This window comes from Ferrovibrio sp. (assembly GCF_025869515.1).
Taxonomy (GTDB): Bacteria; Pseudomonadota; Alphaproteobacteria; order Ferrovibrionales; family Ferrovibrionaceae; genus Ferrovibrio.
In genome coordinates this window covers 19,901-38,548 of record NZ_JAOZVR010000106.1, presented here as the reverse complement: position 1 = coordinate 38,548, position 18,648 = coordinate 19,901, and the positions used below count along the sequence as shown (strand labels likewise).

Genomic DNA, 18,648 nt, shown 5'->3' with positions numbered 1-18,648 from the left:
CTGGCAGAATTTCAGCGACGAGCCGACCGTGCGGGTTTCCGGCGCCATCTGCTGTTTGAGCCAGGTATCGACCGCCGGTTCGCGGTGGTTGCGGCTGACCAGCACCATCGGCGCCACCTTGGGCACCGGTCGCGCCGCAATCGGCCGGCCGGCGGCACCGCTGAGGCGATCGAAGCGGCGCGCACCCTTGCTGCTGCCAAGCCAGGCGATCTCCTGCGCCGGCGCCAGCACGATACCGAGCACCGGCCGACCCTGTTCAATCAGCGCGATGTTGACGGTGAATTCCCCGTTGCGCTCGATGAATTCACGCGTGCCATCCAGCGGATCGACCAGCCAGAACGGGCCGCCCCCCACCTGCGGCGCCTCGCCGCGCGCTGCCAGTTCCTCGGCCACGATGGGAATATCCGGCGTCAGGCGGCGCAGGCCGGCCAGGATGATCAGCTCGGCGGCATCGTCGGCATCGGTGACCGGGCTGCGGTCGTCCTTGGAACGGCTGACGAAAGGCGTGGCATAGATCGCCATGATGGCGGCACCGGCCTCCTGGGCCAGTGGCAGCAGAGCATCGGCCAGGGTCGCATGATCGTAGGGGATGGTCATAAGAGCTTCAGTCTTCGGGAGGCTTCGCCGGCCTGAGCACGACCTGATCGGTATTGATCAGGCGCTTGCCGGCATGCAGGAAATTGACCGTGACGCGCGCGCCGATCGCCGATTGCACCTGGCCCGGGCCCCAATCGGGCTGCAGCGGGTTTTCCACCCAGTCGCCCGGAACGAACGGTGCCAGCATGCTCTCTCGCTTGCGGTTGCCTGCCTGCTGCGGACATTCTAGACAGGGCATCGCCGTCCTGCCACCCGCAGGCTGGCGGAATCACGGAGCATGGACTGCAATGGCCACCGACGACCTCGACCTAGTCGCCCTGATCTGTTCGCGGCTATGCCATGACCTCGCCGGCAGCATCGGAGCGGTCAACAACGGCGTCGAGCTGCTGGCCGAGGAAACCGATGCCACGATGCGCGAGGAAGCCATCGGCCTGATCGCGCAGTCGGCCAGCGATGCGGCGCGGCGCCTGAGCTTTTTCCGGCTCGCCCTCGGCGCCTCGGGCAGCACCGCCGAACCGATGGCCTATGGCGAACTGGCCCGCGTCGCCAGGGCCTATTTCGATGGCGGCAAGCTGAGCCTGCTGCTGCCGGGCTCGGATGAGTCCATGCCCAAGTCGCTGGGCAAGGCCTTGCTGCTCGGCCTGTCGCTGGCAGCAGGGGCCCTGCCGCGCGGCGGCAGCCTGAGCCTGATCAAAGCCCGCGACGGCTGGCATATCCGCGCCGAAGGCACCACACTGCGCTGGCAGGAAGCCATGGCTCAGGGCCTGGGCGATGCCGCGATGCCGCCCGAACCGCAGGCCGCGATCGCGCGCTATACCCGCCGGCTGGCCGAAAGCGCCGGTTACCGACTGCAGGCCGAGCCGCATGAAAGCAGCGTGACACTCAGCTTCGCGGCGATGGGCGTTTGACGGCGCAGCTGCGACTGACTATCATCTTCTGCGACGGTGCCCTTCGGGGCCGAACAGGGAAGCCGGTGCGGATGCCCATGCTGACTCAGCAGGGTCATCCTATGCCGGCGCTGCCCCCGCAACTGTAAGCGGCGAGTTTTCGTCAACCAGCCACTGGTGCCGCACGGCACTGGGAAGGCGGCGAACACCGCGACCCGCGAGCCAGGAGACCTGCCGTCAGCCGTGGTCACGCGCGCGCACATTGGGCGGGGTGTCTCAATGGAAGTCTTTGTCCGCTCCCGACGGGCATGGCGACCCTGCGCGCGAGTGACGTGCCACAACGAGGCCGTCTGACATGCCATTCCCAAACCTCCTTCTGCGCTCGCCTCCTCCATGTCTTGCGAACTGTTATATTATAACGTTATAAAATAACGATCTGCACTCGATCTGGGGGAAAACCAATGTTTCTGAACACACTGGGCCGCAAGGCGCTGCCCATGGCCATGACCCTGCTTGCCGTAACGGGGGGTGAGGCCACTGCGCAGAACAGCCAGCCGGCCGTCCTGCCGGCCCTCACCATCCAAGGCACCGCGCCGGCCAATAGCGACACCGGCGAGGCTTATCGGGTGCCGCGCAGCAGCAGCGCCACCAAGACAGACACGCCGCTGATCGACGTGCCGCAGACCGCGATCCCGGTCGGCAAACAGGTGCTGGAGGATGTTGGCGGCACCACCGTGGAATCGGCGCTCGACTATGTCGGCGGCGTTGCCAAGGGCAACAATTTCGGCGGGCTCAATCTCTATGAGATGAACCTGCGCGGGCTGAAGACGGTGAATTCGGCCAAGAACGGCTTTCCCGCCAATCGCCGCTACGACGGCACCGCCGATGCCGCCAATACCGAACAGGTGGATGTGCTGCTCGGGCCTTCGGCCTCGCTCTACGGCCGCGGCGATCCCGGCGGTTTCGTCAATATCGTGACCAAAAAGCCCTTCACGGAAAACAGCACCACCGTGCAGGGCATGACCGGCAGCTACGACCTGTTCCGCGGCACGCTGGACAGCAATTTCGTGCTGAGCGACGACAAGAGCCTGCTCGGCCGCGCCAACCTCGCGATCGAAAGCCGCGACAGCTTCCGCGATCACGTTTCATCCGACCGGCAATTCTTCTCGCCGGTGCTGAGCTGGCAGCCGAACGGTGAAACACGCCTGACCCTCGAGGCAGAAGCGCTGGAAGACGAGCGCACCTTCGACCGCGGCGTGGTGGCGGTGAACGGCAAGCTCGGCCTTGTCCCGATCACGCGCTTCCTGGGCGAACCGGGCGACGGCCGCATCCGCAACGACAACTACCAGGCCTCAGCCAGACTGGAGCGCGACGTCAGCGACGACTGGACCTTGCGCGCCGGCCTGCTGTCGAAAACCGGTTCGATGTATGGCTTTGCCACCGAACCGAGCTCGCTCAACAGCACGACGGGCGAGTTGTCGCGTCGCCGCAGCCTGCGCGATTACAACTGGAACAGCCATACCGCGCAACTGGAAGCGCTGGGTCATATCGAGACCGGCAGCGTGAAGCATACTCTGCTGGCCGGCCTGGAATACGAACGTGCCCGCGCCAGCGAGCATTTCTATCGTGCCAACGTTCCCGGCACGATCAACATCTACAACCCGGTCTATGGCCAGAGCAGCGTCACGCCAGCGATCCTCACCGACCTGCTGGATGTTTCGGATACCTATGCGATCTATCTGCAGGACCAGATCGAACTGAGCGAACGCTGGCAGCTGCAGCTCGGCCTGCGCGCCGACTGGCTGGAGCAGGATTTCGAGGAGCGCGTGAGTCGCAGGTCGGCGCCGCAATCGCGCGAGGGCTACAGCCCGCGCGCCGGCCTGACCTACAAGGTGACACCTGATGTCGCCCTGTATGGCAGCGTGGCGAAATCCTTCCGTCCGGTGATGGATTCCAACACCGGCTTCTCGACGACGGCAGACGGCAAACCATTCGAGCCGGAAACCGGACTGGGTTACGAAGCCGGCATCAAGGCCGACCTGCTGGACCGGCGCCTGAGCGTGACGGCAGCCCTGTTTCACATCACCAAGCAGAATGTACTGACGACCGATCCGGCCGACAGCAGCCGGCAGATCCAGACTGGCGAAGTGCAGAGCCGCGGCCTGGATATCAATATCGCCGGCAGCCTCACGCCGGAATGGCGCATCATCACCGGCTATGCCTTCATCGATGCGGAAGTGACCAAGGACAGCACGATTCCGGCCGGCGCGTCGCTGCAGAATATCCCGCGCCATAGTCTGGCCCTGTGGAATGTCTATGAATTCCACAGCGGGCCGATGAAGGGCCTGGGTTTCGGCGGCGGCGTCACGGCGATGGATGCCCGTTCAGGCAGCGGCAGCGGCGATAATTTCACTCTGCCCGGCTTTGCCAAGGTGGATCTGCTCGGGTTCTACAAGCTGACCGAGACCGCGAAAGTCTCGCTCAACATCTACAACCTGTTCGACACCGAATATTACGAACGCGGCTTCGGTCCCTTGCGTGTCGTGCCCGGCACCCCGCTCAGCGCCATCGCCGCACTCAGCGTCACCTTCTGATTCTCATGCCTCGTAACAAAAGGAAGACCACGATGAAACGCACTCTCGCATATGCTCTCGGCCTGCTGCTGCTCGCCGGTTCTGCCGCCGCCCATTCGGTCTGGATCGAGCCCGACAAGAGCGGCCGCCTGATGATCAACAACGGTGATCCGGGCGAACTCGACAGCTACGATCCCGCGCGCGTGACAAAGGCCTGGGCCTACGATAAGGACGGCAAAGCAGTCGCCGCCGAAGTCGATCGCATGGACAAGAGCGCAGCCGTCAAACCGGCCGGCAATGCGGCATTGGTAGCGGCCTATTTCGACAATAAGTATTGGGCCAAGGGCCAGGACGGCAAATGGAGCAACGGCCCGAAGGGCACCGTGAACAATCCCACCGTTGCTGGTCCGTCCATCAAGATGCCAAAAACCTATCTGGCGCCGGTGGCCAGCTTTGCCAGGCCGCTCGGCCTCGATCTCGAAATCGTGCCGCAGGCCGATCCGGCGACGCTGAAGGCGGGCGACAAACTCACAGTGCTGGTTCTGCTCAAGGGCCAGCCGCTGGCCGATGCCGGACTGGTCGGCGACATCTTCCTCGGTCACGACGTGAAGGCGGAAAAACTTAAAACCGACAAGGATGGCAAGGCCACCGTGACTGTGCCCAAGCGCGTGTTCGCCGGCATCGAAGTCAGCCATTTCGCCAAGGATGCCGGCAGCACGGTGGAAGGCAGCTTCTACAATGCATCGCTGGTCTTCAAGGTGAAGCCGTAAGCGACGACATGATCAAGGCGGCGGAGCGATCCGCCGCCTTTTTTCATATTTTCAGGGCCACCAACACGGCACCACCGGCAATCAGCAGCACGCCGAGCCAGTTGAGCAGGCTGAGGCTTTCACCCAGCAGCAGCGCGCCGAACACCGCAACAAACACGACGCTGAGCTTGTCCACCGGCGCGACGCGGGCGGCATCGCCGAGCTTCAGCGCGCGGAAATAGCACAGCCAGGATGCGCCGGTCGCAAGTCCTGACAGCACGAGAAATATCCAGGCGCGGCTTGAGACGCTGGCGAGCGGCTGCCACTGGCCGCTGGCGAACAGGATGCCGGCCACGACCACCAGGATCACGCAGGTGCGGATGAAGGTGGCGAAATCCGAACCGATCTGCTCGATGCCGACCTTCGCGAAAATGGCTGTCAGCGCCGCGAAAACCGCCGAGAACAGGGCCCAGACCTGCCAGGAAGACAGCAGTGCTTTCATCGATGCCCCCATCATAAAAAAAAGCCGGCGTGAGGCGCCGGCTTTTCCGCAATCGGTATCTGGCTGTCTTAATGCCCGCCGGCCGCCCGCTTGGCCCCGGCAGCCACCGGTTCGACCTGGTCGCGCAGCACATAGCCGCGGCCCCAGACGGTCTCGATATAGTTGTCGCCCTCGGTGGCCGAAGCGATCTTCTTGCGCAGCTTGCAGATGAAGACGTCGATGATCTTCAGTTCGGGTTCGTCCATGCCGCCATAGAGATGGTTGAGGAACATCTCCTTGGTCAGCGTGGTGCCCTTGCGGAGCGACAGCAGCTCCAGCATCGCATATTCCTTGCCGGTCAGATGCAGGCGACCGCCTTCCACCTCGACCGACTTGGCATCGAGGTTGACGGTCAGCTTGCCGGTCTGGATCACCGACTGGGAATGGCCCTTGGCGCGACGCACGATGGCATTGATCCGCGCGATCAGCTCGTCCTTGTTGAAGGGCTTGGTGATGTAGTCGTCGGCGCCAAAGCCGAGACCCTTCACCTTCTTGTCGGCTTCGCCCATGCCCGAGAGAATCAGGATCGGCGTATTCACCTTGGCCGCGCGCAACTTCTTCAGCACGTCATAGCCGTGCATGTCGGGCAGGTTCAGGTCGAGCACGATAATGTCGTAGTCATACAGCTTGCCGAGGTCGAGGCCCTCTTCGCCGTATTCGGTCCGGTATACGTTAAAGCCCTCGGCGCCGAGCATCAGTTCGATGCTCTTGGCCATGGTGGCGTCATCTTCGATCAGCAGCACGCGCATGGTGCACCCCACGCTTTGATTTCGAGCCGTGATCCGAGCCGAACTGCGATCCGAGCCGAATCATGGTTTGGCGTTTTTCCGCCCGATTCGGTTCAGTTTACCATTGTTAACAAATGAAGTTAACGCATTCTTTAACGCGGCCCTTTATACGGGCGGGGTCCAGCCCGATATCCATGCTATCCTGATCCGCAAAACCCGCCCCTGTCCGCGCCCGGGCAGGAGGGTTTACCGGCGGTTAAGGCTTTGACCTGTAGGGTATTTTTCCGTTAACCCGCTTGAGGCCCCATGCATAGCCTGATGATGGATCTCGACCGCATCAAGGATGTGAGTTTCACCGGCCGGGTGACCTCCATCCAGGGCCTTCTGGTCGAGGTCGCCGGGGTCGAACGGCACCTTTCCATCGGCTCCCGTGTCCATCTGCAGGCCCGCGACCACCGCAATGTCGAATGCGAAGTGGTCGGTTTCCGCCAGAACCGCGCCCTGCTGATGCCCTATGGCTCGCTGGAAGGTGTCGGCCTGGGCTGCCGCGCCGTGGTCGGCGAGGACCAGCCGGTGGTCTATCCCGACCAGAGCTGGCGCGGCCGCGTGATCGACGGTCTCGGCCGTCCGCTGGATGGTGGCCCGCCGCTGACCAACGGCACCCGGCCCTATCCGCTGCGCGCCAATCCGCCGCCGGCCAATTCGCGCAAGCGCGTCGGCGCCAAGATCGACCTGGGCGTGCGCTCGATCAACACCTTCATCTCCTGCTGCCGCGGCCAGCGCATGGGCATCTTCGCCGGCTCGGGCGTCGGCAAGTCCGTGCTGCTGTCGATGATGGCGCGCTATACCGAGGCCGATGTGAACGTGGTCGGGCTGATCGGCGAACGCGGCCGCGAGGTGCAGGAATTCATCGAGGACGATCTGGGCCCGACCGGCCTGGCCCGCACCGTGATCGTGGTCGCGACCTCGGACGAGCCGGCGCTGGTGCGCCGCCAGGCTGCCTATATGACGCTGGCGGTGGCGGAATACTTCCGCGACCAGGGCCAGCAGGTTCTTTGCCTGATGGATTCGGTCACCCGCTTTGCCATGGCACAGCGCGAGATCGGCCTGTCGGGTGGCGAGCCGCCGACCACCAAGGGTTATCCGCCAACCACCTTCGCCGAACTGCCGCGCCTGCTGGAACGTGCCGGACCGGGCACCAGCGACGGCAGCATCACCGGACTCTTCACGGTGCTGGTCGATGGCGACGACCATAACGAGCCGATCGCCGATGCCACGCGCGGTATTCTGGATGGCCATATCGTGATGGAACGCGGCATTGCCGAACGCGGGCGTTATCCGGCCATCAATATTCTTCGTTCCATTTCCCGCACCATGCCGGGCTGCAACACAGAAGACGAGAATACGCTGGTGACTCGCGCGCGCCAGCTGATGGCCACCTATGACGACATGGCCGAACTGATCCGGCTCGGCGCCTACCGCACCGGCTCGGACCCGAAGGTGGATGAGGCGATCCGCTACCAGCCGCTGCTGGAAACCTTCCTCAAGCAGCAGAAAAGCGAACGCGCCGACCTGTCGTCGGGCTATGAGCGGCTGGCGGAAATCTTTCTGCAGGGCGTATAAAGGCAACTGAAGCATGCGCGGCGTCGACGGACTGATCCGGCTGTGGAAATGGCGCCTTGACGAGCGCCGCCGCATCGTCGTCGACCTGGAAATCCTGCGCGCCGGCATCGAGCGCCAGATGGCCGGCCTGGACGCGGAACTGGAACACGAGCGCAAGGTGGCGACACAGAATTATACCGCCGGCTTCGGTTTCACCAATTACCGCCGGATGAACCGCGAACGCCATGCCAATGCCGAGGTGGCGCGCGACGAGACCATCGACCGTATCGCCGCCGCGCAGGAAGAGGTCAACGCCGCCTTCCGCGAGCTGAAGAAATACGAACTGGTGCTCGAAAACTGGGAACGCCGCGAACGCCTGAAGCAGGAAAAACGCGAGCAGGACGAGATGGACGAAGCCGGCCTGCAGGGCTTCCGCCGCCGCCAGGAACAGCCGGGCAATCCGCCGGAGTAAGCAATCCGCTTCAGGCGGTCAGCCGGGATAAACCGGCTTCTTCCTGAAGAGGGCCAGCAGCCGCCCGTCGATGGCGGCCAGACCGAGCGCGACGATGCCGAAGCCGAACAGATGGCGCGGCAGCAGGGTTTCCCCCAGCACCAGCACGCCGAGCAGGATGGCGCTGACCGGCACCAGCAGCGTGACCAGGTTGACGTTGCTGCCGGCCGCCGCCATCACCCGGAAGAAGATCACATAGGCCAGCGCGGTGGACAGCACGGCCAGTGCCGCCAGTGCGGCCAGCACCGGCCAGCCGGGTAACGGCAGGATCCAGGGCCGGTCGGTCAGCAGCGCGAGCGGCAGTAAGATCACGCTGGACGCCACAAGCTGCCCGCCGGCGGTCACCAGCGGCGGCACATCCATGCGGCGAAAGCGGCGACCGAAGACACCGGCACAGGCATAGGACAGTGTGGCGAGCAGGCAGGCGCCCTGCGCCAGCAGGGTGTCGGCCAGCCGCAGATCCAGCAGATCGGTCCCCAGCATCACCGCCACGCCGGCAACGCCCAGCAGCACGCCGAGGATGCGGTTCGGCGTCAGCTTCTCATCCGTGGTGAAGGCATGCGCCACGAGCGCGGTGGAAATTGGCGTGGTGGCATTCAGGATCGAGGCCAACCCGCTGGGAATCTGGCCCTGGCCCCAGACGATCAGGGTGAAGGGAATGACATTGTTGAGCAGGCCCATGCCGAAAAAGGCCAGCCACAGATCCCGCCGTCGCGGCAGGGCAATACCCATGGCATGCAGGATCAGCAGCAGCACCAGCGCGGCCAGCACCACGCGCGCGGCGACGATGGTCAGGGGCGGCAATGCCGGGACGGCAACACCGACGAAAAAAAACGATCCGCCCCACAGCACTGACAGGGCGAACAGCAGCAGCCAGACCTGCGCCGTCATGCGGCCCGCATTCATTCCCGTTCTCCTGCAAACATCCGCACGGTCCTAGCCGCGCGCCGCCGGCCGCGCTATCCGCATCTTGCGTTCATGCCGTCAGGCCTTGATTTCGGTACTGGGACCGCGGCTGTCCAGCTCCGGACTCGGCCAGGCCAGCGGCTTTTCGCGATCATGGAAGCGCAGCGAACCGACCATGCCGGTGACCGCCAGTGCCTCTTCGAAAATCGCACTGACATCGAGGCGGAAGGCCGGGCCGAATGCGGTTTCGCTGCGCAGGATCAGGTCGAGCTGCTTGGTGCCGACGAAACCGTCGAACTGGATCGGGCCGGTGCTTTCCAGGTTGAAATCGATGATGAAGCGCGTCTGTTTCTGCTGCCGCTTCGGATCCTTGCGCCGGCGCATGAAGATCTGAATCGCCTCGACCTTGCCGCCGACCATCATCGGCATCACCAGGGCCTGCCAGTCGTTGTCACCCTGGCGCTGGTTGAGCCGGCCGAGTTCGCGGAAATCGTCATCCAGCTTGCGCAGCAGATCGCCGCGGCCACTCTGCTCCAGCCTGCGCACGGCTTCGGAGCCGAGCCAGGCCTGGGCGCTGCCGGCCGCCGCCGCCGCCATGAACTGCAATGCCGTGGCCGCCAGCCGCGCATTGGGCTGCGGCAGCAATTCCGCCTGCAGGCGCTGCGCCAGCGCGGGATCGGCGGCCCGCACCGCATCCAATGTCTGCTGCAGCACCGGCCAGCCGTCCTGCAGCCGGTTCAGCACGCCGGCCAAAGGCGCCGGACCGAGCGCGGTGGGTGTCGGCGTCGGCGGCCGCGTGATGGCGGCAAGTTCAAGCGCCAGCTGCGTGCCGGGCGGTAAAGCCTGCGGCAGATTCAGCGACAGCACGCCCTGCGGCGTGGATACCAGCACCTGCCCGGCCTGACCCTGGCCGGAGACAATACCGGTGACGATCTGGCCGGCGGAACCCGGCGCCAGCAGGTTGCCGGCGGGCAACGCGGACAGCGGCACTGCGGAAGACGCGGTGCCTGTTGCCGCCTGCAAAATGGCCGGCGGCACCGGTGCCTGCGGTGCGGCCGGTATTTGCGGCGCCGGCACGACGGATGGTGCCTGCTGTGCCTGCGCCTGCGCGAGAATGGCGGTGGCGGATGGCAGCGCCGGCGGAGCCGCCCCGGGACTCTGCGGTGTCACTGGCTGCGCCGGCGTTGCCGGCAGCGGGAGCGTGGCGACTGGCGTCGCGGGAACCGGCGCCGCAGGGACTGGCGGCGTTGCGGGAACTGGCGCTGCGGGTGTTGGCGATGGCACTGCCGCCCCCGGCACGGCGGAGGCTGCGGGCGCGGCAGCCGGCAGAGTCACACTCTGCACCACCACCTGCAGCTGGCTGCCCGGCGGCAGAACCGGCGCACCTGTATTGCCGGCCGGTGGCGTCACCACCACGGCGGTCAGCGTCTGACCGACCTGCGGCAGCACCGGCGCGGCGGCATTGCCGGCCGGCTGCGGCGGCGATACGGCCAGCGCCAGCTGCGCCGCGGTCGGCGGCTGCGCCAGCGCGGTCAGCGGCGGCTGCAGCGTCGTGCCATTGGCACTGATCACCGTGGCCTGCTGCGGATTGGCGGGATTGAGCTGCAGTTTGATCGCCGCATTCAGCACGGCAATATTGGCCTGCTCGAAGGCCTGGGCGAGATTGGTGAGCGCCAGCGTATTGCCAGCGGCCGTGCGCACCAGCAGGGCCAGGTTGTCGCGCGCCACGACCTGGGCGGCGATCTGGCCGCCTTTGGCCAGTTCGCTGGCGCTGGCGGCGAGCGCGGTCGCATCCGACTGCAGGACAGTGGTCGGCGACGGCGGCGGAGATGCCGTCTGCGCCGGCGGCACAGTCTGACCCGCAGACGGCGGCACAGCAGCGGACGGTTGACCCGGTGCGGTCGCCGGCGCGGCCGGCGTGCCGGTGGCAACCGACGCGGCGGGCACAAGGGGGCCGAGATCGCTCACGCGAGACTCCGCCCCTCAGGTCATGATCAGGGCTGCATCGCGACGGGCGCGCGCAGCAGCGTGTTCATCAGCGCCTCGACATCCTCGGCCGCCTCGCACATCGGGTGGCGGGTCAGCAGCGGCACCTGGTTGCGGATGGCATCGCGCACCTTGTCGTCGCGGCGGATTACGCCGGCCAGCGGCGGAGAATATTTGAGGAAATTCTCGGCTGCCTTGTTGAGCTTGGCATAGGTGCGCTCGCCCTCGCGGGTGGTCGGCGCGATATTGATCACCACGCGCACATCGGCATTGCGATCGGCCATGCGCGCCAGCTTGATATAGGCATAAGCGTCGGTCAGCGCGGTCGGCTCGTCGTTGGTCACCACCAGGGTGATGCCGGCGGCGGCCGAGAAGGTGCGCACCACGGCATCGACACCGGCGCCCAGGTCGATGATGACGCGGTCGTAGCTTTTCGCCAGCTGCATCAGCTCGTCGCGGATCGTCGCCATCGCCGTCTGGTCCAGCGTGGCGAGCGAGGCCGAGCCCGACTTGCCGGCAATGATGTCGAAGCCGGCTTCCGAGGGCATGATCGCATCGGCGAGACTGAAGCGGCCGGCGATCACACTGCCCAGATCGCGGTCCGGCATCAGACCGAGCTGGATATCCACATTGGCGAGGCCGATATCGCCATCGAACAGCAGCACGCGCTGGCCCTGACGCGCGAAGGTATGCGCCAGCGTCACCGAGAGCCAGGTTTTTCCCACACCGCCCTTGCCGGAGGCGATGGCAATCACATTGGATTGCCGTACCGCCGCGGCTGGATGGCGGGCCGGGCGAGCGGGAGAGGACGGCGGAGTCGGCGTCATGGTCATCACGGTCATTCGGCGGCCTTCAGGGCAGCGGGTTTCGGGGCAAAGTACTGCATATCGGACTCGGGGTCGACCGAGCTGCGGGCATCGGGATCGGCAAGCAGGCGATGGGCCAGGGTGAGCGCGTCGCAGCGTTCGAAGCCCTTGCCGATGAAGGCACTGGCGCTGACATCGGCAAAGGCGAGACCGCCGAGATCGGCGGCGGCGACCAGCGCACCCAGCCGGCGGGCCGCATCGAGCCGGGTACCGACATAGCGCCGGGCACCCAGCGACACGGCCTGCGCGGCCAGTTCGCCGCTTTCCATCGCATCGGTGCCGGCGGCCAGCACGGCCACCGGTTCGGCGCCGCTGGCCTGGATCAGCGCCTTCAGCGCCTTGCGTTCGGCAGCGTCATGCAGGTTGATGCCGGCGGTATCGATCACCAGCTTATGGGTGTCGGGCACCGCCTCGACGGCCTGGCGCAGGTCGCGGGCATCGCCGGACTCGATGAACGGCGCGCTCATCACACGGCAGAGTGCGGCAAGCTGTTCGCCAGCGGCAGCGCGGCTGACATCGGTGGAGATCACCTGCACCGGCCGGCGTTCCATCACGCAACGGGCGGCAAGCTTGGCGGCCACCACGGTCTTGCCGCTGCCTGGCGGACCAATCAGGATCAGCGGCCGGTTGTCGGTGCTCAAACCCGGAAAGCGATAGGTTTCGTCGAGCGCTTCGGCCAGGGCGCCGACCGCATCGTCGAGGCCGACGCGCAGGGCCGCCTGGGTCAGGCGTTCGGCCACGCGGCCCGGCACGCCATGCCAGCTCAGCGCACCCAGAATCAGTTCGGCAATCTGCTGTTCGTCCTGCGGCGCGAAATCCTCATCCGGCACGAACAGCCGGCCATTGCCCTGGCCATAGCGCAGGGCCTGGGCCTCCGGCGTGACAAAATCATCCTCGGTCTGCTGCTCGATGGCGGCGGTGATCTCGACGCCGGCGCCGTTGCGATGCGTGAAGGTCGAGACAATGATCGCCTCGTCGCCCAGGCTCTGGCGCACGAGGTCCATCGCCTCGGTCATTGTCTGTGCCTGGAAGGTTTTGAGCCGCATGCTTCAGCCCATCATCAGATCTGCGCAATCGTCCGAAGCTTGGCCTTCGGATGGATTTCCTGCTGCGACATCACCACGGTGGCCGGGCGGAAGCGTTCGATGATCGACCGCACATAGGGCCGTGCCGTCGGGCTGGTCAGCAGCACCGGCATATGGCCCTCGGCAGCCAGCCGCTCGAAAGTCTGGCGCACCTGGGTGATGAATTCCTGCAGCCTCGACGGCTGCATGCTGAGCTGGCGGTCCTCACCCTGGCCGACCAGCGCCTCGGCGAAATTCTGCTCCCATTGCGGCGACAGGGTCACCAGCGGGATATAGCCGTCCGGGCTGACATTGGCATTCGAGATCTGGCGCGCCAGGCGCGAGCGCACATGCTCGGTGATCTGGGTGATCGACTGCGTATATCCGCTGGCCTCGGCGATCGCTTCCAGGATGGTGGCGAAATCGCGGATCGAGATGCGCTCGCTCAGCAGGTTCTGCATCACGCGCTGCACGCCGTTGACATTGGTGCGCGTCGGGATCACTTCGCTGACCAGCTTCTCGTTGGTCTTCTTCAGTTCGTCGACCAGCTTCTGCGTCTCGGCGAAGCTGAGCAGGTCGGACATATTGTCCTTCACCACTTCGGTCAGATGCGTGGTGATGACCGTGCCGGGATCGACCACGGTATAGCCGCGGAACATCGCCTCGTCGCGCATGCTCTCGTCGACCCACATGGCCGGCAGGCCGAAGGTCGGCTCGATGGTCTCCTCGCCGGCCAGTGCAATGCGCTCGCCGCGCGGATCCATCACCAGCAGCAGGTTCGGTTTCACCTCGCCGCGCGCCGCTTCCACTTCCTTGACGCGGATCACATAGGTGGTGCCGGGCAGCTGCATATTATCGAGGATGCGCACGCTGGGCATGATGAAGCCCATGTCGATGGCGATCTGGCGGCGCAGCGCCTTGATCTGGTCGGTCAGTCGATAGCCGCGCGCGTCGTTGATCAGCGGCAGCAGGCTGAAACCGAGTTCCAGCCGCAGATCGTCCATCACCAGCGCATTGGTGACTGGCTCGTCCAGCGGACTGATGGCGGCCGGCGGCGCCGGCGGCGGCACGAAAGCGGCCGCGACGGCCTTTTTCTCCTGTTCCCAGGAGAGATAGGCCAGACCGCCGGTGACCGCGGCCAGGATGATAAAGGGCAGGAAAGGCATGCCCGGGATCAGCGCGAAGCAGGCCGAGAGCACCGCCGACATGCCGAGCCCCTTGACCGACGACAGCTGACGCGACAGCGCCTTGTCGGTGGTGCCGGTGACACCGCCCTTGGACACCATGATACCGGCAGCGACCGAGATGATCAGGGCCGGAATCTGCGCCACCAGGCCATCACCAACCGACAGGATCGAATAGGTATTGAGCGCCTGGCTGAAGCTCAGCCCGTTCTGGATCACGCCGATCAGGATGCCGCCGATCAGGTTGATGAAGGTGATCAGCAGGCCGGCAACGGCATCACCACGCACGAATTTCGAGGCACCGTCCATCGAACCGAAGAAGCCAGACTCGTCTTCCAGTTCCTTGCGGCGGGTGCGCGCGGTGGCCTCGTCGATCAGACCGGCGGAGAGATCGGCGTCGATCGCCATCTGCTTGCCCGGCATCGCGTCGAGAGTGAAACGGGCTGAAACCTCGGCGATGCGACCGGAACCCTTGGTGATGACAACGAAGTTCACGATCACCAGGATGGCGAACACGATGATGCCGATGACCAGGTTGCCGCCCATGACGAACTGGCCGAAAGCCTCGATCACATGGCCGGCGGCATCGGTGCCTTCGTGACCGTGCCCGAGAATCAGGCGCGTCGAGGCCAGGTTCAGCGACAGCCGCAGCATCGTGGAGATCAGCAGCACGGTCGGGAAGCTGGAGAATTCGAGCGGTCGCTGCACGAACAGGCAGGTCATCATCACCAGAACCGACACGGTGATCGACAGCGCGAGCGCCACGTCGAGCAGCCAGGTCGGCATCGGCAGGATGAGCACCGACAGGATGGCCATGATGCCGATGGCGAGCAGGATATCGCCATGCTGGCCGATATTGCCCAGCCGGCCGAACATGCCGCCGCCACCGCCCCCTGGGGCGGCTGAAGCTTCAGCCGGCACGTTCTCCGCCATACCCGTTTCTCCTCAACCCGCGCGCCGCATGGCAATCAAGCCGTGACGCGCGTGCCCTCGTTGGCCGCCGGAACCGCAAGGCCTTCGTCGGAATACTGTTTCAGCTTGTTGCGCAAGGTGCGGATCGAAATGCCCAGGATGGTTGCCGCATGGGTGCGGTTGCCCAGGCAATGCTTCAGCGTGTCGATGATCAGATCGCGCTCGACATCGGCCACGGTACGTCCGACCAGATTGGGCGATGCGCCGCCGTTTTCGCCGCCGGCCGCATCGGCCGGCGCGCCGGCACCGCGGCCGATCGTGTCGGACAGCGCCGAACCGTCGGGCAGGCGGATATCGGGCAGCTCGATCTGCGACCCCAGCGCCAGCAGCACGGCGCGGTGCATGGTGTTTTCCAGCTCGCGCACATTGCCGCGCCAGGGCGCCATGCGCAGCGCCTCGATGGTCGCCGGCGAGAGCGGGCGCTCCGGCACGCCATTGGCTTCGGCGTATTTCTTGACGAAATGCTGCGACAGTAATTCGATATCGGCCGGCCGCTGGCGCAGCGGCGGCAGCTTCAGGTTCACCACATTGAGGCGGAACAGCAGATCCTCGCGGAACGTGCCCTTGGCGACTTCCTCGACCAGGTTGCGGTTCGAGGTGGCGATGACGCGGATATCGATCTTGACCGGCTTACTGCCGCCGATGCGGTCGATCTCGCGTTCCTGGATGGCGCGCAGCAGCTTGGCCTGCAGGCGCACATCCATCTCGCTGATTTCATCGAGCAGCAGTGTGCCGCCGTTGGCTTCCTCGAACTTGCCGAGCCGGCGCGCCACCGCACCGGTGAAGGCGCCTTTTTCATGACCGAACAATTCGGATTCCAGGAGCGTATCCGGAATGGCGGCGCAGTTGACCGACACGAAAGGACGGTCGGCGCGCGGCGACTTGATATGGATGAAGCGTGCCATCACTTCCTTGCCGGTGCCGCTCTCGCCGGTGATCATGATCGAGGCGCCGCTCGGCGCGATCTGCTCGGCCAGCCTGACCACCTGGCCCATGGCCGGATCACGGAACAGCATCTGGTGGCTGTCTTCCGCCACCGCTTCCAGCACGGCGGCGATCAGGTCGGCTTCCGGCGGCAGCGGCAGATATTCCTTGGCGCCGGCACGGATGGCGGCAACGGCGGCGCGTGCATCGTTGCCGATGCCGCAGGCCACCACCGGCAGATTGATGCGTTCAGCCTTCAGGCTGTCGACCAGGAGTTTGACATCGAGGCTGACATCGATCATCGCCAGGTCGGCGCCGCGCCCCGAGCGCAGCGTATTGAGGCCCTGCTCGATATCCTCGACCTGGATGACCTTGGCGCCGCGTTGCAGCGCGATGCGCGTTGCCGCGCCGATCTGCCCGTTAAGCGTTCCAAAGATGATCAGCCGCATAATCCGCCCCAGCTTCCCGCTCTATATGCCGCGCCGCGATTACCCACCGCGGCCACCCTTGATGATTTCCGTCATGGTCACGCCGAGGCGGTCTTCCACCACCACCACTTCGCCACGCGCCACCAGCCGGTTGTTCACATAGATATCGATCGCCTCGCCGACCTTGCGGTCGAGCTCGACCACGGCGCCGCGCCCCAGCTTGAGCAGCTGGCTGACCTGCATATTGGCCTTGCCCAGCACGGCAGAGACATGCACCGGAATGTCGAAAACCGCCTGCAGATCCGCCGCCGTGCGGGCCGCATTGGGATCTTCCTCATCCATCATATCCTGGCCCTGGCCAAGATCCTTCAGTTCAAGATCGTCGCTATCCGCCATACTCGTTCACTCCTCGCCGCGGCTATTCGCCGGGCTCCGCCAGCTGCGACTGCAGACCGGCCAGATACCGTTCGACGGCCTGATCGACTTCATGCTCCAGCGCCGTCTGGCGCCGCTCGGCCGAACCATCGGCCCAGTTGATACGACAGTCGGTCGGCGCCATGGTTTCATCCGGAATCAGGGCGACCTTGCCGCCGAAGCCGGATTGCGCCACCAGCTGATCGATCTTGGCATCGAGCTGCTGCACCACGGCTTCGTTGGCACGGATCACCAGGCGCGGTTCTTCGCGCATATCGTCCATGCAGCGCAGCACCAGGGCTTCGACCTGGTCCAGCGGCTGACGTTCGATCAGCCGGCCGGCCAGCTTGCGGGCAATCGCCACTGCCAGTTCCGTTGCCTCGGTGCGGGCGGCGATCTGGGCCTGCTGCTCGCCGGCGGCAATGCCGGCCAGCTGCATGGCAATATTGTGCAGCGCCTGTTCCAGATTGCGCTGATGCTCGCCATGGGCGGCATTGCGGCCGGCGATTTCACCCTCGGCAAAGGCCGCGGCCTTGGCCTGATCGATTTCCTCGGCGGAGAATTTCGGCGGCGGCGCCTTGGGCGCGTAATTGCGCTCCACCTTCGGGCGGCTGCCGTCGAAGGGCATGTCGAACAGGAATTTGGCCTTGCTTGCCATCGGGATTTACGCCGCTTCTCTCAGTACCGGTGAAGTCATCAGTAGATCAGCTCGTCTTCGCCCTTGTTGTCGGCCAGCATGATTTCGCCCTTCGAGGCGAGCTCCTTGGCCGTGTTGACCATCAGCATCTGCGCCTCGTCGACATCCTTCAGGCGCACCGGACCCATCGATTCCATTTCCTCGCGCAGCAGCTTGGAGGCGCGTTCGGACATATTGGAGAAAAACAGGTCGCGCAGGGTTTCCGAAGCGCCCTTGAGCGCCAGGCCCAGCTTGTCTTTTTCCACGCTCTTCAGCAGGGTCTGCACGCCGGAGGGGTCCAGCTTGATCAGATCCTCGAAGGTGAACATCAGGGCCTTGATGCGCTCGGCCGCGTCGCGGCTTCGTTCTTCCAGGGCCGCGAGGAAGCGGGCTTCCGTGTTGCGGTCCAGGCTGTTGAAGATTTCCGCCATCATTTCGTGGGCGTCGCGGCGATTGGTGCGCGCCAGATTCGACATGAATTCGGTGCGCAGCGTCTGCTCCACCTTGTCGAGCACTTCCTTCTGCACCGCTTCCATGCGCAGCATGCGCATCACGACTTCCATCGAGAATTCTTCCGGCAGCGCCGCGAGTACGCGAGCGGCATGTTCCGGACGGATCTTGGCCAGCACGACGGCAACAGTCTGCGGATATTCGTTCTTCAGGTAATTCGCCAGCACGTTTTCGTTCACGTTGGCGAGCTTGTCCCACATGGTGCGGCCGGCCGGACCGCGGATCTCTTCCATGATCTGGTTGACGCGCTCCGACGGCAACGCCTTCATCAGCAGGCGTTCCGTGCTGTCGAAGGTACCCGTCAGCGAACCGGTGGAGGAGAAGTTGTTGACGAATTCGAGGAACAGCTTTTCCACGACGTCGGAATTCACCGCGCCGAGGTTGGCCATGTTCTGCGAGATTTCCTTGATCTCTTCGTCGTCGAGCAGCGGCCAGATCTTTGCCGAATGCTCTTCGCCCAGGGCCAGCATCAGCATAGCGGCCTTGTCCGGGCCCTTGAGTTGGCGAAAGTCCTTGTCAGCTGCCATAGC

Annotated in this window: 18 protein-coding genes and 1 riboswitch; of the genes, 5 read left to right on the top strand and 13 right to left on the bottom strand. The window is 65.0% G+C overall.

Annotated elements, in window-relative coordinates; translation table 11 throughout:
• Together OJJ21_RS18720 and OJJ21_RS18715 are read right to left on the bottom strand one after the other, a co-directional pair.
• On the bottom strand, positions 1–597 hold a 597-nt coding region (locus OJJ21_RS18720; protein WP_297688658.1), incomplete at its 3' end, for a 3'(2'),5'-bisphosphate nucleotidase CysQ.
• A 7-nt stretch (positions 598–604) separates the two neighbouring features.
• On the bottom strand, positions 605–784 hold the full coding sequence (locus OJJ21_RS18715) for a DUF3553 domain-containing protein (RefSeq protein ID WP_297688656.1): 180 nt from the start codon (positions 782–784) through the stop codon (positions 605–607).
• Positions 785–884: 100 nt separating this feature from the next.
• Here OJJ21_RS18715 and OJJ21_RS18710 point away from each other — a divergent pair, with 100 nt between their 5' ends.
• From OJJ21_RS18710 to OJJ21_RS18700, 3 genes are all read left to right on the top strand, one after another.
• On the top strand, positions 885–1,505 hold the full coding sequence (locus OJJ21_RS18710; RefSeq protein ID WP_297688654.1) for a histidine phosphotransferase family protein: 621 nt from the start codon (positions 885–887) through the stop codon (positions 1,503–1,505).
• Between the two features lie 17 nt (positions 1,506–1,522).
• Positions 1,523–1,738, top strand: a riboswitch (cobalamin riboswitch).
• 207 nt (positions 1,739–1,945) lie between these two features.
• Positions 1,946–4,078: a TonB-dependent siderophore receptor gene (locus OJJ21_RS18705; RefSeq protein ID WP_297688651.1), complete on the top strand. Its 2,133-nt coding sequence runs from the start codon at positions 1,946–1,948 to the stop codon at positions 4,076–4,078.
• A 32-nt stretch (positions 4,079–4,110) separates the two neighbouring features.
• Entirely contained in the window at positions 4,111–4,827 is a 717-nt protein-coding gene (locus tag OJJ21_RS18700; RefSeq protein WP_297688649.1) for a DUF4198 domain-containing protein, read from the top strand.
• 43 nt (positions 4,828–4,870) lie between these two features.
• Here the strand turns inward: OJJ21_RS18700 and OJJ21_RS18695 are convergent, their stop codons facing one another.
• Both OJJ21_RS18695 and ctrA read right to left on the bottom strand, forming a co-directional pair.
• Positions 4,871–5,296, bottom strand: coding sequence for an EamA family transporter (locus OJJ21_RS18695; protein WP_366093331.1), 426 nt, complete (start codon positions 5,294–5,296; stop codon positions 4,871–4,873).
• A gap of 80 nt (positions 5,297–5,376) precedes the next feature.
• Positions 5,377–6,096, bottom strand: coding sequence for a response regulator transcription factor CtrA (ctrA, locus tag OJJ21_RS18690; protein ID WP_297688645.1), 720 nt, complete (start codon positions 6,094–6,096; stop codon positions 5,377–5,379).
• A gap of 285 nt (positions 6,097–6,381) precedes the next feature.
• Here ctrA and fliI point away from each other — a divergent pair, with 285 nt between their 5' ends.
• Both fliI and OJJ21_RS18680 read left to right on the top strand, forming a co-directional pair.
• The gene (gene fliI / locus OJJ21_RS18685; RefSeq protein WP_297688643.1) at positions 6,382–7,698 is read left to right on the top strand and encodes a flagellar protein export ATPase FliI; all 1,317 of its coding nucleotides are present in this window, start codon (positions 6,382–6,384) and stop codon (positions 7,696–7,698) included.
• A gap of 13 nt (positions 7,699–7,711) precedes the next feature.
• A complete protein-coding gene (locus OJJ21_RS18680) occupies positions 7,712–8,149 on the top strand; it encodes a hypothetical protein (RefSeq protein WP_297688641.1) in 438 nt (145 codons plus the stop codon).
• Between the two features lie 18 nt (positions 8,150–8,167).
• On the opposite strand, the gene OJJ21_RS18675 is transcribed toward OJJ21_RS18680, so the two are convergent.
• The 9 genes from OJJ21_RS18675 to fliG all read right to left on the bottom strand — a co-directional run bounded on the left by OJJ21_RS18675 (position 8,168) and on the right by fliG (position 18,645).
• The gene (locus OJJ21_RS18675; RefSeq protein ID WP_297688639.1) at positions 8,168–9,094 is read right to left on the bottom strand and encodes a DMT family transporter; all 927 of its coding nucleotides are present in this window, start codon (positions 9,092–9,094) and stop codon (positions 8,168–8,170) included.
• A 78-nt stretch (positions 9,095–9,172) separates the two neighbouring features.
• The gene (locus tag OJJ21_RS18670) at positions 9,173–11,062 is read right to left on the bottom strand and encodes a hypothetical protein (RefSeq protein ID WP_297688637.1); all 1,890 of its coding nucleotides are present in this window, start codon (positions 11,060–11,062) and stop codon (positions 9,173–9,175) included.
• A gap of 26 nt (positions 11,063–11,088) precedes the next feature.
• Entirely contained in the window at positions 11,089–11,922 is an 834-nt protein-coding gene (locus OJJ21_RS18665) for a MinD/ParA family protein (RefSeq protein ID WP_297688634.1), read from the bottom strand.
• A complete protein-coding gene (locus tag OJJ21_RS18660; RefSeq protein WP_297688631.1) occupies positions 11,919–12,992 on the bottom strand; it encodes an AAA family ATPase in 1,074 nt (357 codons plus the stop codon). The genes OJJ21_RS18665 and OJJ21_RS18660 overlap by 4 nt, the downstream gene beginning before the upstream one ends.
• A 14-nt stretch (positions 12,993–13,006) precedes the next feature.
• Positions 13,007–15,070: a flagellar biosynthesis protein FlhA gene (gene flhA, locus OJJ21_RS18655; RefSeq protein ID WP_297688660.1), complete on the bottom strand. Its 2,064-nt coding sequence runs from the start codon at positions 15,068–15,070 to the stop codon at positions 13,007–13,009.
• Positions 15,071–15,162: 92 nt separating this feature from the next.
• Complete coding sequence (locus tag OJJ21_RS18650; RefSeq protein ID WP_297688629.1) at positions 15,163–16,539, bottom strand: sigma-54 dependent transcriptional regulator; 1,377 nt, start codon at positions 16,537–16,539, stop codon at positions 15,163–15,165.
• Positions 16,540–16,578: 39 nt separating this feature from the next.
• Positions 16,579–16,914, bottom strand: a complete 336-nt coding sequence (gene fliN, locus OJJ21_RS18645) for a flagellar motor switch protein FliN (RefSeq protein ID WP_297688627.1) — start codon at positions 16,912–16,914, stop codon at positions 16,579–16,581.
• A 22-nt stretch (positions 16,915–16,936) separates the two neighbouring features.
• A complete protein-coding gene (locus OJJ21_RS18640) occupies positions 16,937–17,590 on the bottom strand; it encodes a FliH/SctL family protein (protein WP_297688624.1) in 654 nt (217 codons plus the stop codon).
• A gap of 38 nt (positions 17,591–17,628) precedes the next feature.
• The gene (fliG, locus tag OJJ21_RS18635; RefSeq protein WP_297688622.1) at positions 17,629–18,645 is read right to left on the bottom strand and encodes a flagellar motor switch protein FliG; all 1,017 of its coding nucleotides are present in this window, start codon (positions 18,643–18,645) and stop codon (positions 17,629–17,631) included.
• Positions 18,646–18,648: the final 3 nt, after the last annotated feature.

Coding starts and splice junctions, on each gene's coding strand:
- OJJ21_RS18665 (WP_297688634.1), bottom strand. CDS start 11,922: ATGACCGTGATGACCATGACGCCGACTCCGCCGTCCTCTCCCGCTCGC.
- OJJ21_RS18640 (WP_297688624.1), bottom strand. CDS start 17,590: ATGGCAAGCAAGGCCAAATTCCTGTTCGACATGCCCTTCGACGGCAGC.
- OJJ21_RS18660 (WP_297688631.1), bottom strand. CDS start 12,992: ATGCGGCTCAAAACCTTCCAGGCACAGACAATGACCGAGGCGATGGAC.
- OJJ21_RS18700 (WP_297688649.1), top strand. CDS start 4,111: ATGAAACGCACTCTCGCATATGCTCTCGGCCTGCTGCTGCTCGCCGGT.
- OJJ21_RS18650 (WP_297688629.1), bottom strand. CDS start 16,539: ATGCGGCTGATCATCTTTGGAACGCTTAACGGGCAGATCGGCGCGGCA.
- ctrA (WP_297688645.1), bottom strand. CDS start 6,096: ATGCGCGTGCTGCTGATCGAAGATGACGCCACCATGGCCAAGAGCATC.
- OJJ21_RS18680 (WP_297688641.1), top strand. CDS start 7,712: ATGCGCGGCGTCGACGGACTGATCCGGCTGTGGAAATGGCGCCTTGAC.
- OJJ21_RS18675 (WP_297688639.1), bottom strand. CDS start 9,094: ATGAATGCGGGCCGCATGACGGCGCAGGTCTGGCTGCTGCTGTTCGCC.
- fliG (WP_297688622.1), bottom strand. CDS start 18,645: ATGGCAGCTGACAAGGACTTTCGCCAACTCAAGGGCCCGGACAAGGCC.
- flhA (WP_297688660.1), bottom strand. CDS start 15,070: ATGTTCGGCCGGCTGGGCAATATCGGCCAGCATGGCGATATCCTGCTC.
- fliN (WP_297688627.1), bottom strand. CDS start 16,914: ATGGCGGATAGCGACGATCTTGAACTGAAGGATCTTGGCCAGGGCCAG.
- fliI (WP_297688643.1), top strand. CDS start 6,382: ATGCATAGCCTGATGATGGATCTCGACCGCATCAAGGATGTGAGTTTC.
- OJJ21_RS18715 (WP_297688656.1), bottom strand. CDS start 784: ATGCTGGCACCGTTCGTTCCGGGCGACTGGGTGGAAAACCCGCTGCAG.
- OJJ21_RS18705 (WP_297688651.1), top strand. CDS start 1,946: ATGTTTCTGAACACACTGGGCCGCAAGGCGCTGCCCATGGCCATGACC.
- OJJ21_RS18710 (WP_297688654.1), top strand. CDS start 885: ATGGCCACCGACGACCTCGACCTAGTCGCCCTGATCTGTTCGCGGCTA.